The organism is Acinetobacter nematophilus, from assembly GCF_026344175.1.
GTDB classification, from domain to species: Bacteria; Pseudomonadota; Gammaproteobacteria; order Pseudomonadales; family Moraxellaceae; genus Acinetobacter; species Acinetobacter nematophilus.
The window spans coordinates 176,940-191,149 of sequence record NZ_JAPKMY010000007.1 but is presented as its reverse complement, the minus strand read 5'-3'; the positions used below and the strand labels follow the sequence as shown (position 1 = coordinate 191,149).

Sequence of the window (14,210 nt, the reverse complement as noted above, 5' to 3'; positions counted from 1 at the left end):
TTATAATCAAATACTCTAAGCGATAATTATTTCCTCCTCAATTCTCCTAAAAAATATTAAGACATACCCTATTCCAACTAAAAAATTTAGCCCCATAAAATCAAATATTCCTTTATATAGATACATATGAAAAATTGGGAGATAAGCTATCTCCCAATTCTAATTAACCAACACTCATATCTGAGCAAGATTTACCCATTACTCTTGTAATTAATCCAAGTAAATCATTTTTTCTATTTTCAATGAAAAGTTCAAAATTATCATTTCTAATAGCATCAATGCTAATAAGATGAGATTCCAAGATTTGATTCATTACTTCATTATTGATCATAACCGTCTTATGATTCTGTAAATCCTCTAGATATTTAGAAGGAGCCTTCCCCCCAATCATTCTATTTGCTTTATAAGATATTGGAGTTTTATTAAGTATCGAGTCATACACTTTTACAGATTTCTTATTTTCTTCACACCATTTCTTAGGGAAAATGTGGTGAATGTCTAGAGCTACCTCTTCTACATCCAAATTTTGAATAGACTCTTTCCAAAAGAAGTCTTGAGCTCCATCTCTTAATACCAGTATATTTAGTCCTTTGTAAGCAGCACTCAAACGAGATCTTAAAGTTATTAGACGTTGTGCCTGAAAAGAGGCTTCTTGAATAGTACGAACATCATGATGGTTATCTGTTAACCAACTTACGAAGTCTTCTAAGTCATTTGCAATACGAGTCTCAACTGCCCCACCATATAGTTCACCTAAAACACCACACCAAAACCATTGTGTTAATTTTTCATAAACTTTTGGCTCAAGCCATCTTTCATTTAAGAGGCTTAATATTGCAGCTAAAGGGACTAACTGAGTTCTATATGGCAGATCTTTTGTAAAGAAAAAACACTCTTTTCTCAAAAACTTTGCAGCCAGTAAAAAACCATTTTCTACTTTATCGGCCCACTGCTTATATTCTTCTAATGACATTGCCAATATCGCTGAACGTTTTGCACTGACTGCTGAAACTAACTTTCCAGACTTATTTTCTTTTAAATCTGTTGTTCGTTTTTGCAATGTACTCAAAAGGCTTATCGTTTGTAAAAAATCAGTAGGTTCAATCACTTTTAAAATTGACTCTTTATCAAATAAGTGCTGGAAGCGCCCAATAGGATTTCTCTCTGGGTGACCGTACCAATCATCTCTTAAGTTATAACCTTCAGCTGCAAAAGTTGCTGTTACTAACTCAAAAACAGATAATGGAACACCTCCAGTATTTACTTTTTCAAATACCAAACATACTGCTTCTTTTGAGTTATCCTTATCTAGCTTAATCACTGGCACAGCATACTTTCGAAAAGCATCTAATACTTTTTTCCTAAACTGCATATATTTAGGCATATTTTCAGGGGCATTTTCAAAAAGAGATTCTTCCCATTCATCAGAGTTTAGAATTTTATTACAGGGAAAGAAAAATGCCTTGCATTCCTTCTGTGTTGAAGAAAAATCTAGTAGAATCTCGCCCCCTTTTTCATTTGTTATTTTTTTAATATCGCGCCCAAAATTAGTTCTAACAATTCTATCCTCTTCTACCGATATAAAGGCCTCCTCAAGATTACCACTAAGAGCCATTTCAATATCAATATAATAGAACCGTTTAATTAAACGCCCTTTTTCATCAAAAGTCTTTACTGGTTTATCAAGCATTAGTACTTGAGTTAAAGATGTTAATCGTTGTTGACCATCTAATATGAGCTCTTCAGGCTCAATATCCTTATTTTTTAGATCCACATTTTCTACTGGGCGCACTTGAAATTTAACATCTCCACCTGTTTCCAATAACATCACTGCACCAACTGGAAAAGACCTAGATATACTCACTAGCAAAGATTTTATATGTGAATTATCCCATACCCAACCTCTCTGAAAATCAGGTAACTGTAATTTACCTTCAATAACTTTTTTTAAAATATCATTCAAATATTCTTTTGAACTGTCAAAATTACTCATATGCCAAACTTATTTAAATTCATTTGTTTAAAATACATTATCTTATAAATTTTTCAATTAGCAAAAAATAAGGGAGCTTTCACTCCCTGCACTTATCGACTTTGTATCTTAGCTTCAATCCATTGATGAATCTCTAAAGCCACCCAACCAATACGTGATTCACTTAACCGTACTGGTTTCGGGAATGTTGGATCATAATACTTAGAGTTTACATTAATCATTTCATAGATTTTTGCCCGACTGATACTCGTATATTGAATAACTTCTTTAATGTTAATAATTTGGTTCATTTGAAAAGTTTGACCTGTGAACGCATTCATGATGTTTACGCCTGATCATTGATGCGAGCGCTACTGCTCAAATAATCCAGTAAGTCTGTAAACTTTTAGTATTTGACCTCATTCAGTTCACAGCCCTCACATTCCCCTGCAATCCCTGCTGAATATCTCGAACAAAACTATCCCCCTGATCGAGCTTAATTTTAACTTTAGATTTTAGCTCAGGCTGAGTTTGTTCAGATTCAATAAGCTCATCCGTATAAAACTCATTTACTTAAATTAACATCAATCACATAATCCTTAAGCCCCCAAAAAACCCCATTTGACTAAACCCATCCCAAAACTTATCATTCAACTGCTGGCCTACATTGCCAGTCGGTTTTGACAGACCGATTCATCTAGCGCATCAGGACTCATTTTTTTCTGAGTATCTTCATGCGTAAAACCTTCTCGTCCCTCTTTGCGGTAGAACGGGAGGGGGACGCGTCCGCGCGTGCTGGTTCTAGATGTCCAGTCTGTCAACCCCTTTTCGTTCTGCCACCATAATCAATTGACAGTGATTCGGTAGAACTTCTATTTACATCTAGGAGTAGTCACCATGACTCAACATTTCTTATTTTTATTCCTTTCTCAAAAACGTTTTAGGCATATCCCCTGCCTTCGGCAAGCGTTATAGATTTATTTCAGCTTAGATTGATCTAAAGGTACAACTGCACTTTGGACAGGCAAACTACGCCTTGAATTCGATCAAATCGCTGAATCTAAATTTAAAAAATAACCACAACAATAAAAGAGAGAGAATCATGAACATTCAAACTTCAATTTTAATCATCACCTGTTCACTCCTGACGCTCGGTTGCGCCAGTAAATCAGAACGCGAGTTTATCAGTGGCTGTCAGTCTACAGGTATGGACCGCAGCGCATGCAAATGCGCCTATAAAAAACTCGAAAGCAAATACGGAGAAGACGGTTTAAAGAACAACCTCTACACACTGACCCAGAGCGAATCATTTCAATACGACTTGATGCAAAGCGGTCTGCAATGCTTAAAGGAGTAAGCCATGAGAGCAATTGCAGCAATCATTTGTGTGATCGTGATCATCTGTTTTCTAGGCCTGCCTTTCATTGGCTTGATGATCATGTTTGGACTGTTCTACCTACTTCTTAAATTTGCACTTGGGGAAAAATAAATGAATACATCTATTACATCTTGGCTGATCCGTGGTTACTTCATCGTGGGTTTTCTATTTGCGCTCTACCAAAACTATTGGGGACCACACAGCTACAAATCATTTACCTACCATCTAGGTCAAGGCGTGATTTGGCCTGCGATGATGTTTCCTTCCGTTGGAAAGTTCATTGGTGGCGTAATTATTTTTTTGATCGTCGGTGGATTGCTGCTTAAATCCAAATAGGCTTTGACCATCATCACCTTTTATAAAAAAATAAAAAGGAGAATGACATGAAACTTCAGCTACAAATCATCATCATTGCCATATTGGTCGTTGCCCTTGCAGGAATTGTGTATATTTTATTGACTCGTTCCCAGCAAGCCCAACGAGAGAACTATGCTAAAGCAATGCTTCAGCCTAATCAGCCCCAAAGCTCAGCATCAGAAGCCACTGTCACAAACACCTCACAACATGATTCTTTACGCCTTTCTACACCACCTTTAACAACACAAGCAGTAAAAACATCATCAAAATCAGCGATGAACATGCAGCATTGTGGTTCAAATGAATACAGCATTGATTGTAACAATCCTACATACCCGCTGATCTGGTTCATGTACACCGCAGATCCAAGACCCCATATAGATCAGATTATTAGTATTGAATTTATGAAAGCCCATCAATTCAGGGATCTGTGGATAGATGAGTTAAAGATTGCAACAAAAGATGGTCGATCTTGTGAAATTGTGACTTGGGGAGCGGATGGTGAAAACCTGACGGATGAGGGTTTGAGTATTATTCTAGATCACTGCCCAACCAAACAGATCAAATATGTTGAACTTAAAATAGAAGGTCAGCTTTATCGGTTCACTTAAGTCTGGGTATGGTCTATCGAAAACATCAAACACAGATATGATGTAACTTTGACTGAAACCGATTTGTATTGGACACCTCGGTTTCTATTCCAATCCGATTGAATGGAACAATCAGAAACTGTCTCACTTCTACCCACTTGTTAGCTTGATCGAAAAATAAGAGCTATCTCGTTTCAGTCGGCATCACTACATCTGCTGACTGACACATCTCTTGCCACTTGAGTTTAAAATCATCAATGGCTTTTTGCCGGGTTAAAGGAATTTGATAAATCGGAACATCCTTTGCATCGTCAATCATACCTTTTAACAATACCTGTTCTTTGGGAGACAAGGCTTCAGGATTAAAGTCCACATCATCCAACGACAAACCACGTTGACGTAACTGCATTAACATTTCGGAGGTTTCTTCAACCAACTGACATTCATTCGGAACTTCAGCATGTGCGACCGAAACCAAAAATAATAAAATACTGAATCTTTTCATTCTCAATTGTTCTCATTTTAACTTCATTGAGTTATACGATATTTGACCGACTTTTTGAAGCAAATAGATACATATCCACTCAATGAATCAGACAATTCCCTATTTCAATTCATACTTTCTTGAATTAGTATCAAGTGAAAAGAACTTCTCGTGACATGCATAGGAGGTGAAATACAAAATAAAAATCATATAGATGTAATATTCTCTTTAGATAATGATGATGCAGTAACTCTTAGCGATTCAAACAAGTTTATGACATAAAACTGCTATTCGGGAGCCATAATGAATAACAGCGCCAATTATGTAAGACAAGTCAAAAATGCTAAACGTGGTGGATACACCCCAACAATTGCCAAGGATGTAAATAAACATAAAATTCAGAAAGCTATCCAGTTGATTGAGCAATGGAGAAAACTCGCAAACGAATTGAAACCCCAAATGCAATTTGATATGGCAATCACTCTAGAAGAATGCGCACAAGATTTAGATCATATTTTGAGGAGAAAATAAGTCTATATTTTTAATATCGGATAAAGATTTATTCAAATTCACTTAAAACCATAAGGCTTACATCACCGTAAGCCTTTTTGCCAGCATACAGCGTTCATCCGTATAGCATTCATTTACTTTAGGTCAGTTTAGGCTGAATAATGTATATGCTCAGATTGTTCCAGAAGATGTTTGACATCAATCCACACCATTGACAGAAAGATAAGATCACTCACGATCAATTTTTTATGGTTTGGATTTAAAAATACTTAAAAAATAATATGTTTTTTTGAAATAATAAATACTTCACTATTTACATATCAAATCAACTTTGATACAAATAATGCATATTATTTCACATTAAAAAATAAATACCATGAAAAATTTCCAGATCATTTTATTTGCAATTTTACTGCTTGCCAACAGTGTGGTTTTTTCAATGACAATTTTTGGCTAAACCTCTGAAACCATCAAAATTTTAACATTACACGCTAGATCGCTTTATACACCCATCTATGTTTTATCTATCATGATTTAATTTTTTAATTTCCTTTAATCGATCTTTCGGTATCACAGCACTCGAAAACATATAAAAAGTCATTGATTTTAAAAAAATTACTCAACCCCAATTAAGTGCTTATTTTTTGGCTTGCATTCTTATCATTTTTCTGTAGAATTCTCGCCACGTTGCCGGCATAGCTCAGTTGGTAGAGCAACTGACTTGTAATCAGTAGGTCCACAGTTCGAATCCGTGTGCCGGCACCATTTTTACTTAGCCTCGCTTTTTAGTGAGGCTTTGTTGTTTTTGGCGGATGCATTCATCATGCGTATTTTAAGTCAATTGAGACGGTTCAATCGAACCGACTATCGTTATATTTTTACCGCATTGACCTGTATATAACGCACAATCCCTTCTGCAAATAAGGTCTTACATAGCTTTGCGGTCATTTGTATTTTAAATTGCTCTAGCCCCCGCCCCATGTCTTTTCTTGAAGCAATATAGTGACTGAACCCTGCAAATACCGCAGTGGACAGATCTTGAATATTAATCTGCTCAAAATGATGCTGCGCTAAGGTTTGCTGAATCTGCTGCTCTGTCATTAAAGCGTTGAAGCGTACATCTGCGGCTTTAAGTAAATAACGATATTTGAGTTTTTGTTTTGAATTTAAATGCGCATCTGACAGCATCAGATAATGAAAACCTAAACGTCCTTTTGAATTTAAAAGGGGTGAGACTGAAGCCAAGAAGGAATTTAAATCGCTGTGATAGGCCGCATCGATACACATCACCACATCAAAAAGATCTGAAAATGAATTTCTGTTTAAATTCAAAAATGATTGGCAATGTACTGCTTTAAGTTGCGGTAGCTGTTTTTGAATGTGATCGACACACTTTGGTTGTAACTCTACCGCTTCAAGGTCTTTGATCTGATACTGTGCTAACCAATACTTTAAACTCGCGCCTTGCCCACAACCCAAATCCAGCACACGATCATTTGGTTGTAGTTGTACCGTTTGCGCAAGCCGTTCTGCCAACTGCTGACAGGCGTGCGGATACGATGCTGTAGTATCGTTCCAAAAACCGAGATTGGTCCAAGCACATTCAGCCGTATCGCCCAACATCTCTGCATTGATTGCATATTTATGTTGGGGAAGCTGCTGCTGAATTGCTTGAATCCATTTCATGGTTAAATGCTCAATCTATCGTGCTTGGTCATACACCATTGGACTGATTTAGTCTTAATAACCCAGTTGTGGTGCAACCTCAACATTAGGCTTTAAGCCTTTAAATGGCAATGGGGCATTAAAAATCTCTGCAATATGCATGGCAGAAGTTACCGCAGACTCTAGAATCGGTAAACCATCACATGACCATGAGCCGCAATAAAACACTTTGCGATTTGCCACTTTATGACGTGCTTGTAACTCTTTATTCAAGGCGACCGTTTCCGAATCAACTACAGCACGGGTTAAAGTCACCGTAGAAATCACTTTCTTGGGATCAATGGCTGTCACTGGACGCCATGTCTGAAACACTGGAGATTTGCCGACAAGGCTCGGTTCGATCGAATTCAGCCAGACTGTAAACTGTTGCTTGGTAAATTTACGGTCCATCATATAACTCAGCACTGACCAGTCTTTACGATTGGGCGGCATCACCGTTGCATCGGTATGCATCACCAATTCGCCCTGCTCAAACTTAAACTTTTTCAAAAGTTCAATGTCATCAGCAAACTGTTCAGCATTTAAAAAGCTTTCCAATTTATTGGTCGGTGTAGCCACCACAACACGGTCAAATTGAAATTGCTCACCTTGGGCATTTTTAACCAATACACCTTCACCCTGTTCTTCAACAAGCCTAATTTCAGAACTGCTGTGTATATCAATGCCTTCAATTAATTTATCGACAAAAGCAGGGGTTCCCCCATGCAAACGCAGTAAAGCATCGCCATCGGTCAATTGCTTTAAAAAGATTAACAGCGGTTTTGCTGGCCATTCACCAATGGTTTTAGGGTCACAGGTACAGATGGTATAAAGCACTGGCATCACTGCGCCATGCCAAAATACTTCTTCGATTTCATTATGATTGATAAAATCAGCGAGGGTAATCTCCTGATTTTTAGATTTAAAAAACTGAGAAATGGCTGTTTTAAGTTGCAACATGCCTTTCACTAAGCGCCATCCGTACTGCTTGATGCCTTTGCGGTTATTGATAATCGGAAAATTACCAATCCGAGTGCGTGAGGTGGTCAACCAAGTTTCTGTCTTGTCTTCAAATAACCAACTGCACGCCATAAAAGTGCGGACAGGAAATGTTTTTATACCCAAATGTGTCGCGAGGCTCAGTGTATTTTTCCATAAATGTGGATTCATCACACGTAATGGCGCATCAATTAGACCACCTTCAAACTCAATACTGTGACTATCCATACCACGACCAGGTAATGCTTCAAAGATGGTAATGTGATGACCTGCATCTTTAAGAATTCTTGCGGTAGCCAGGCCAGCCATACCACTACCAATCACTGCAATATCCAAAGTTATTATCCGTGCGTAACCATTTTTTTTATTATGAGCTATAGCGGATTAAATCGCGGTATTAAAAAGTTCCACATTTAACTTTTTTTGTTGGAAATTTTTTAGGAAAAAATGCCCATTTTAAGCTTACCATTCATCGGAATCCTAAACAGTGATAAGGTGTGCGATCTACATGATTTATATTTCATTTTTATTTTCATATATTAAAAAATTCTGTTAAAAACATGAAGATAATTTAACTATTTATTAAAAAATCGTTTACAAACCATATTTTCTTATTTATGATTTACAGCATAAAAATGATAATCAAATCACATTTACAATAAAAACAAATAATTATGACAATACCGACAATAAAAGAAACTACAGCATAAAAAGGATCTCTATAGTGTGGAATAGAGATCCTTTTTTTTCACTTGGAAATGGGTTTATGGAAAGAAAATTTTTGACCTTGCTGTCGCAATATGTATTGATCAATCTGAATGCTCATGATCATAATTTAAACAAATAAGCAAATATGTGCTTTACTTCACATTTTTTATTAATTATGATGCATGAAATACATTAAAACCACCAGATAAAAATACAGATGCCGAATACAAGAAAACTACAGCGTGAAGAGCTTTTGATTGATGAGATCAAAGCTCTTTTTCTTTTTCAGCCAGTGCTTGTTTCGATTTAAAGTATAAAAAAAGCGGATTTTACAATCCGCCTTCGTTTAAGCTTCAGCTGCAATTTCACCGAATTTACCTTGATTGAAATCGTTAAACGCTTGTACGATTTCTTCTTTGGTATTCATCACAAATGGTCCATAACCTTGAATAGGCTCATTCAATGGTTTTCCTGTCAACACCAAAAACTTAGCGTCTTGCACCGCTTCGAGTTGGATTGCAGCATCGCCATCTTGATCAAACATGACAATCGAACTGTCGAGTACTTTTTGTGTACCGTTGAGCAACATTTCACCTTCAAGAACAACCACCAAGGCATTATGGTCAACCGGAACATGAATAATCTGCTCATGACCTGCTTTTAATTGACCATCCCAGACATTCACAGGACTGAAGGTTGATGCAGCGCCTTGCTGTTCAGCATATTTTCCAGCAATGACACGTAAATGACCTGCATCCTCATCAAAATCAATCACTGGGATATCCTGCGCAGCAATGGCCTGATATTTGGGTTGGGTCATTTTATCTGCCGCAGGTAAATTCACCCAAAGTTGAACCATCTCAAAAATTCCGCCTTTTTCAGTAAATTCATGTGAATGGAATTCTTCATGGACCAAACCGGCACCCGCAGTCATCCATTGCACATCGCCTGTTTTAATCGTTCCACCACCACCATGTGAATCTTTATGTGTCACTTCACCTTGGTAGGCAATGGTCACAGTTTCAAAGCCACGATGAGGATGCGAGCCCACACCATGCTGTTCATGACTAGGTGCAAATGTATACGGTGCAGCATAGTCCAAAAGTAAAAACGGGCTGATTGCCTGACCTAGACGATCATACGAAAACAAGCTTTTTACTGGAAAGCCGTCACCCACCCAATGCATATTTTGATTGCGGTATACACCGATAATTCTTTTCATCTCAATACTCCTATCTCTAGGCTCTAATATGATTGTATTTTATGTTTTTTAAAGTGCTGGATATAGGAATCCATCAATACACTGTATCTCAAAAATAGGACATTAGGTCGCAATACTGAGCCTTCCCCGCCCAATAATAATCTTATATATAGGATTATTTATCTCGTTTTTTAGGCTTATTTGTTCAATATAAACACCTTAAGATAAAGTTCATACAAAGCAGTTTGTTTTGTTTTTAAGCATGATTTCAACTTTTTTAAAGTCAGGATATAAAAAATGGGAAAACCTTACGTTCGTTTAAATAAAGAAGATGCAGCCGTATTGTTGGTCGATCATCAAACGGGATTACTGTCTTTAGTCCGTGATATCGATCCTGATAAATTTAAAAACAATGTATTGGCACTGGCAGCAGCAGCCAAATATTTTAACCTTCCTACCATTTTAACCACCAGCTTTGAAAATGGTCCCAATGGCCCGCTTGTACCTGAACTAAAACAATTGTTTCCAGATGCACCTTATATCGCTCGTCCCGGTCAAATCAATGCTTGGGACAATGAAGACTTTGTCAAAGCGGTAAAAGCAACAGGCAAAAAACAATTGATTATTGCCGGGGTTGTCACTGAAGTCTGTGTGGCTTTTCCTGCACTTTCTGCACTTGAAGAAGACTTTGAGGTCTTTGTCATAACGGATGCTTCTGGCACATTTAATCCACTTACGCGTGATTCAGCATGGGATCGTATGAGCAGTGCGGGCGCACAGTTAATGACCTGGTTTGGTGCTGCGTGTGAGTTACATCGCGACTGGCGTAATGATATCGAAGGCTTAGGTACATTATTTGGCAACCATATTCCTGACTATCGCAATCTCATCAACAGCTACAACCAGAATACTTCTCAAAAATAAGACAATCCATACTCAAATAGAAATGTAAGCCCTTACATTTCTATTTTGAGTGGATATGATTGAGCATATTTTCCTATCAATGATATGATCTAAAGCGACTTCATTCAGGGATAAAACTGTGCATTCTTTTGATGACTACTATTATTTTTATTTGGTTGTAAAGCACGGCGGATTTAGTGCTGCAAGTGAAGCCAGTAATATTACCAAGTCAAAACTCAGTCGACGCATTCTGGATTTGGAAGCAAAATTTAATGTCACTTTGATTCAACGCTCGACACGTCATTTTAAAGTCACCCCTTTAGGGCAGGAGTTTTTTGAAGAGTGTTCAAAAATCATTGAGCAAGCAGATACTGCACAGAATGTACTGTTAAAACAGAAAGTTGAATTGCAAGGGTTGATTAAAATTAGTTGTCCACCCGTCATGTTAGAACATCAAGTTCGTCCTATTTTAAATCGGTTTTTAAAGAAATATCCCAAGGTCAATGTTGAATTGGCACTGACCAGTCGACGTATTGATGTGTTACATGATGATATTGATCTGGCGATTCGTACCAATTTCACCATGAATGAAGACTCTAGCATCATTGTTCGCGACATTATTAAAACGACCCATTGTTTAGTCATTAGCCCTGAACTTTTGGGTGATCGTAAAATTCAACATGTGACTGAATTATGTGAATTTCCCAGCATTGTCTTAGGTACTGACAAACAGCACTATCATTGGCATTTACATCATAATGAGCAACAGGAAGAAATTGATATTCCACTACAGCCGCGTATCAAAAGTAATGATCTGATGGGGGCTTATTATGCAGTTTTAGATGGTTTAGGTATTGCCGATTTGCCATATTTAACGGTAGAACAAGATATTCTTTCAGGCCGATTAATCCATCTTTTACCGGAATGGTGTTCCAATATAGGGACTGTACAACTGGTTTATGCCTCAAGAAAAGGACAACGCTTGGTGATGGAAAAACTCATTGAAGACCTTGTTGAAGGCATCCGTGCTTATGCACCTCAACATGAGGGTTATCTACTATAAAACCCATTTAAAAATAAAAACCAGAAGTAAGACTTCTGGTTTTTTGATTGTAAAATTGATTGAACAATTAGATTTTACCAATCAGATCAATCGATGGTGCAAGTGTCGCATCGCCTTCTTTCCATTTAGCAGGGCAAACTTCACCAGGGTGTGCATGTACATATTGTGCAGCTTTGACCTTACGCAATAACTCTTGTGCATCACGACCAATACCGCCAGCATTGATTTCAATGATTTGAATCTTGCCTTCCGGATCGATCACAAAGGTACCACGGTCTGCAAGACCTTCAGCTTCGATCAGCACTTCAAAGTTTTTTGCCAGTGCCCAAGTTGGATCACCGATCATTGGGTATTGGATCTTTTTGATTTCGTCTGAATTGTCATGCCAAGCTTTATGGGTAAAGTGTGTATCGGTCGATACTGAATAAATTTCTACTCCCATTTTCTGGAATTCAGCATAATGATCGGCCAGATCACCTAACTCTGTTGGGCAAACAAAGGTAAAGTCTGCAGGGTAGAAAAACACCACTGACCATTTACCCAAAAAATCTTTTTCAGATACTTCAATAAATTCACCGTTTTTATATGCAGTTGCGTTGAAAGCTTTAACTTCAGTATTAATTAAACTCATTGGGTCTTCCTTCAATAGGTTTCAGGGATTGCTTGTCTGTGAAACCACTATACGAAAAATAATTAAATCGGTAAAACTGTAGTTTTTAATAAAATAAATCGGTTTTACAAATTAACAAACTTTCTCATTCTTCGTGAAAAGCGGCTTGACCTCGCAAGATTTAATCTGTAGATTTTCTTTTTGCGTGGACTTTAAAAATGACGTTCTCAGCTATTTTGGAGCAATTCCAAAACCTTCCTTTTGGTACCGATGCCTTTAAACAATTGAAAATAAACTGTGAAGATCAAATTCTTGATTGCGAATCAGATTTTGAGAAAACAGCTTTGTTTATGATTTATGGCTTTGCCAAAAACTATGTTTTACTCTATGAAGATCAAGCCATCACCGCTGAGTTTGCAAGCAAAGCAAAATCACAATTACTTGAGTATATGCATCAGTTCAATACAGCACTTCGCACCAACAGCAGTCAAAAAATTCTCGAAACCTATAATCAAGTGACCAATCACTATATGCACAGCTCGCGCATTTTTTAAATGACCAGTTTTTCACTTAAATGCATTCAACAAGGTTGATCATTCAGCCTTGTTGGGTGAAATCGACATATATTCAACATATTGCCAAAAAAGGTTTAAAGCATTCATGCAGTATTCGTTTTAGCAGATACCTGAGCATTGAAGACCTTATTTTTGTTGTGATCATAAAAACTATCCATGATCAGTTCTATGTAGCAAAGCCTTGTTTTATTTTTCGATTTCAGGGTATCGATCATATTTATCGCGACTTTTCTCCCCTTTCCTCATTTGAGACGGAGAATAACCAAAGTGCTTTTTAAAGCGATTGCTAAAATGACTGCTTGAGCTGAATCCATATTGTTCTGAGATGTCCACCAAACTTGCTGTCGTTTGTAGTAAAGCCTGGTGAGCCAATTCCAGACGACGTTGCATCACATATTGATGAGGTGGGATCTGCATGGATTGCTTAAACATATGCGCAAAATGATATTCACTCAGTTGAGCCTGTTGAGCCAAATCAGATAAGGTCAAGCTGTGCTGAATATGCTGATCAATCCATGCCAACAAGTATTTGAGTGTATAAGGTGACAAGCCTCCCTTGATCTCTGGCGCCTGCCACTGAGCAGCACTGTAATTTTTAATGAGATGATTCAGCAACAGTGTCGTGGCTGTACTCATTTGCAGGTGATTTTCACTCTGCTGCCAAGTCGTATTTAATAAAAAGTGACGATAGATCATGGCAATCTGTGGATCAGCGACAAAAATTTGCGGGTCTAGAATAATTTGACTCGGTTCACGGTCCCATACCTGTTCGGCAACGCGTTGTAGATGTTGCTTAGTATAGTAAAGGTGTACAAAAGTTAGGGAATCACGTAAGTCCCATGTGGACTCAAAATCTTGTGGCATCAAACACATACGATCGGGACCACCGCCGTTATGCCAACCTTGTGCCGTCTTTTGATAACTGTGATAGCCCCCTTGAATATACATGCTTAGGGTATGGTGGTTACTGCAAACACTGACGCGGTCTTGATCATTTTGCCACATGGCCAATTGCATACCGGAGCCCAACTCAACCGAATCAAGCAGTTGCGCTTTATGCTGTTGCAATTGATCGAGAATCTGATATTTCATCGTCTATAGGCAGTATTAAATTTGAATATTTTAAGTAGGACTTCAGGCTTATTTTATCATTGAT

The 14,210-nt window shown here is 37.6% G+C and carries 16 protein-coding genes, 1 tRNA gene and 1 pseudogene; 9 read left to right on the top strand and 9 right to left on the bottom strand.

The features are described 5' to 3' along the window. Window positions 1-163 precede the first annotated feature (163 nt). The 3 genes and pseudogenes from OSH00_RS14075 to OSH00_RS14065 form a co-directional block, all read right to left on the bottom strand. Window positions 164-1,993: a GmrSD restriction endonuclease domain-containing protein gene (locus tag OSH00_RS14075; protein WP_266130935.1), complete on the bottom strand. Its 1,830-nt coding sequence runs from the start codon at window positions 1,991-1,993 to the stop codon at window positions 164-166. 92 nt (window positions 1,994-2,085) lie between these two features. Then, window positions 2,086-2,313 carry a helix-turn-helix transcriptional regulator gene (locus tag OSH00_RS14070; protein ID WP_266130934.1) on the bottom strand — a complete coding sequence of 76 codons (228 nt, stop codon included), beginning with the start codon at window positions 2,311-2,313 and terminating at the stop codon, window positions 2,086-2,088. 82 nt (window positions 2,314-2,395) lie between these two features. Further along, window positions 2,396-2,545: pseudogene (locus OSH00_RS14065) on the bottom strand (recombination directionality factor); the annotation flags it as partial. A 529-nt stretch (window positions 2,546-3,074) separates the two neighbouring features. Between OSH00_RS14065 and OSH00_RS14060 the strand changes: the two are divergent. Genes OSH00_RS14060 through OSH00_RS14045 form a run of 4 tightly spaced genes read left to right on the top strand, consistent with a single transcriptional unit; the run spans window position 3,075 to window position 4,318 of the window. Beyond that, complete coding sequence (locus tag OSH00_RS14060; RefSeq protein WP_266130933.1) at window positions 3,075-3,329, top strand: hypothetical protein; 255 nt, start codon at window positions 3,075-3,077, stop codon at window positions 3,327-3,329. Window positions 3,330-3,332: 3 nt separating this feature from the next. Continuing rightward, window positions 3,333-3,461 carry a hypothetical protein gene (locus tag OSH00_RS14055; RefSeq protein WP_266130932.1) on the top strand — a complete coding sequence of 43 codons (129 nt, stop codon included), beginning with the start codon at window positions 3,333-3,335 and terminating at the stop codon, window positions 3,459-3,461. Continuing rightward, a complete protein-coding gene (locus OSH00_RS14050; protein ID WP_266130931.1) occupies window positions 3,462-3,686 on the top strand; it encodes a hypothetical protein in 225 nt (74 codons plus the stop codon). 47 nt (window positions 3,687-3,733) lie between these two features. After that, a complete protein-coding gene (locus tag OSH00_RS14045) occupies window positions 3,734-4,318 on the top strand; it encodes a hypothetical protein (RefSeq protein WP_266130930.1) in 585 nt (194 codons plus the stop codon). 163 nt (window positions 4,319-4,481) lie between these two features. On the opposite strand, the gene OSH00_RS14040 is transcribed toward OSH00_RS14045, so the two are convergent. Next, a complete protein-coding gene (locus OSH00_RS14040; protein ID WP_266130929.1) occupies window positions 4,482-4,802 on the bottom strand; it encodes a hypothetical protein in 321 nt (106 codons plus the stop codon). 282 nt (window positions 4,803-5,084) lie between these two features. Between OSH00_RS14040 and OSH00_RS14035 the strand changes: the two genes are divergently transcribed. Both OSH00_RS14035 and OSH00_RS14030 read left to right on the top strand, forming a co-directional pair. Next, a complete protein-coding gene (locus OSH00_RS14035; protein WP_004826172.1) occupies window positions 5,085-5,312 on the top strand; it encodes a hypothetical protein in 228 nt (75 codons plus the stop codon). 668 nt (window positions 5,313-5,980) lie between these two features. After that, window positions 5,981-6,056 (top strand) — tRNA-Thr (locus tag OSH00_RS14030). Between the two features lie 105 nt (window positions 6,057-6,161). On the opposite strand, the gene OSH00_RS14025 is transcribed toward OSH00_RS14030, so the two are convergent. The 3 genes from OSH00_RS14025 to OSH00_RS14015 form a co-directional block, all read right to left on the bottom strand. Next, window positions 6,162-6,977, bottom strand: coding sequence for an SAM-dependent methyltransferase (locus OSH00_RS14025; protein ID WP_266130928.1), 816 nt, complete (start codon window positions 6,975-6,977; stop codon window positions 6,162-6,164). 54 nt (window positions 6,978-7,031) lie between these two features. Then, window positions 7,032-8,330 carry an FAD-dependent oxidoreductase gene (locus OSH00_RS14020; RefSeq protein WP_196074812.1) on the bottom strand — a complete coding sequence of 433 codons (1,299 nt, stop codon included), beginning with the start codon at window positions 8,328-8,330 and terminating at the stop codon, window positions 7,032-7,034. 718 nt (window positions 8,331-9,048) lie between these two features. Continuing rightward, window positions 9,049-9,924, bottom strand: a complete 876-nt coding sequence (locus tag OSH00_RS14015) for a pirin family protein (protein WP_266130927.1) — start codon at window positions 9,922-9,924, stop codon at window positions 9,049-9,051. A 276-nt stretch (window positions 9,925-10,200) separates the two neighbouring features. Here OSH00_RS14015 and ycaC point away from each other — a divergent pair, with 276 nt between their 5' ends. Then, window positions 10,201-10,827, top strand: coding sequence for an isochorismate family cysteine hydrolase YcaC (gene ycaC / locus OSH00_RS14010; protein ID WP_196074810.1), 627 nt, complete (start codon window positions 10,201-10,203; stop codon window positions 10,825-10,827). Between the two features lie 118 nt (window positions 10,828-10,945). Then, window positions 10,946-11,869 carry a LysR substrate-binding domain-containing protein gene (locus tag OSH00_RS14005; protein WP_196074809.1) on the top strand — a complete coding sequence of 308 codons (924 nt, stop codon included), beginning with the start codon at window positions 10,946-10,948 and terminating at the stop codon, window positions 11,867-11,869. A gap of 67 nt (window positions 11,870-11,936) precedes the next feature. Here the strand turns inward: OSH00_RS14005 and ahpC are convergent, their stop codons facing one another. Further along, window positions 11,937-12,500: an alkyl hydroperoxide reductase subunit C gene (ahpC, locus tag OSH00_RS14000; RefSeq protein ID WP_266130926.1), complete on the bottom strand. Its 564-nt coding sequence runs from the start codon at window positions 12,498-12,500 to the stop codon at window positions 11,937-11,939. Between the two features lie 197 nt (window positions 12,501-12,697). Between ahpC and OSH00_RS13995 the strand changes: the two genes are divergently transcribed. After that, a complete protein-coding gene (locus OSH00_RS13995) occupies window positions 12,698-13,033 on the top strand; it encodes a hypothetical protein (protein ID WP_196074807.1) in 336 nt (111 codons plus the stop codon). Between the two features lie 207 nt (window positions 13,034-13,240). Here the strand turns inward: OSH00_RS13995 and OSH00_RS13990 are convergent, their stop codons facing one another. After that, entirely contained in the window at window positions 13,241-14,146 is a 906-nt protein-coding gene (locus tag OSH00_RS13990) for an AraC family transcriptional regulator (protein WP_266130925.1), read from the bottom strand. Window positions 14,147-14,210: the final 64 nt, after the last annotated feature.

Bases quoted from the DNA above. Each gene is read 5' to 3' on its own strand.
- OSH00_RS14075 (WP_266130935.1), bottom strand. From the start codon at position 1,993: ATGAGTAATTTTGACAGTTCAAAAGAATATTTGAATGATATTTTAAAA.
- OSH00_RS14070 (WP_266130934.1), bottom strand. From the start codon at position 2,313: ATGAATGCGTTCACAGGTCAAACTTTTCAAATGAACCAAATTATTAAC.
- OSH00_RS14060 (WP_266130933.1), top strand. From the start codon at position 3,075: ATGAACATTCAAACTTCAATTTTAATCATCACCTGTTCACTCCTGACG.
- OSH00_RS14055 (WP_266130932.1), top strand. From the start codon at position 3,333: ATGAGAGCAATTGCAGCAATCATTTGTGTGATCGTGATCATCTGTTTT.
- OSH00_RS14050 (WP_266130931.1), top strand. From the start codon at position 3,462: ATGAATACATCTATTACATCTTGGCTGATCCGTGGTTACTTCATCGTG.
- OSH00_RS14045 (WP_266130930.1), top strand. From the start codon at position 3,734: ATGAAACTTCAGCTACAAATCATCATCATTGCCATATTGGTCGTTGCC.
- OSH00_RS14040 (WP_266130929.1), bottom strand. From the start codon at position 4,802: ATGAAAAGATTCAGTATTTTATTATTTTTGGTTTCGGTCGCACATGCT.
- OSH00_RS14035 (WP_004826172.1), top strand. From the start codon at position 5,085: ATGAATAACAGCGCCAATTATGTAAGACAAGTCAAAAATGCTAAACGT.
- OSH00_RS14025 (WP_266130928.1), bottom strand. From the start codon at position 6,977: ATGAAATGGATTCAAGCAATTCAGCAGCAGCTTCCCCAACATAAATAT.
- OSH00_RS14015 (WP_266130927.1), bottom strand. From the start codon at position 9,924: ATGAAAAGAATTATCGGTGTATACCGCAATCAAAATATGCATTGGGTG.
- ycaC (WP_196074810.1), top strand. From the start codon at position 10,201: ATGGGAAAACCTTACGTTCGTTTAAATAAAGAAGATGCAGCCGTATTG.
- ahpC (WP_266130926.1), bottom strand. From the start codon at position 12,500: ATGAGTTTAATTAATACTGAAGTTAAAGCTTTCAACGCAACTGCATAT.
- OSH00_RS13995 (WP_196074807.1), top strand. From the start codon at position 12,698: ATGACGTTCTCAGCTATTTTGGAGCAATTCCAAAACCTTCCTTTTGGT.
- OSH00_RS13990 (WP_266130925.1), bottom strand. From the start codon at position 14,146: ATGAAATATCAGATTCTCGATCAATTGCAACAGCATAAAGCGCAACTG.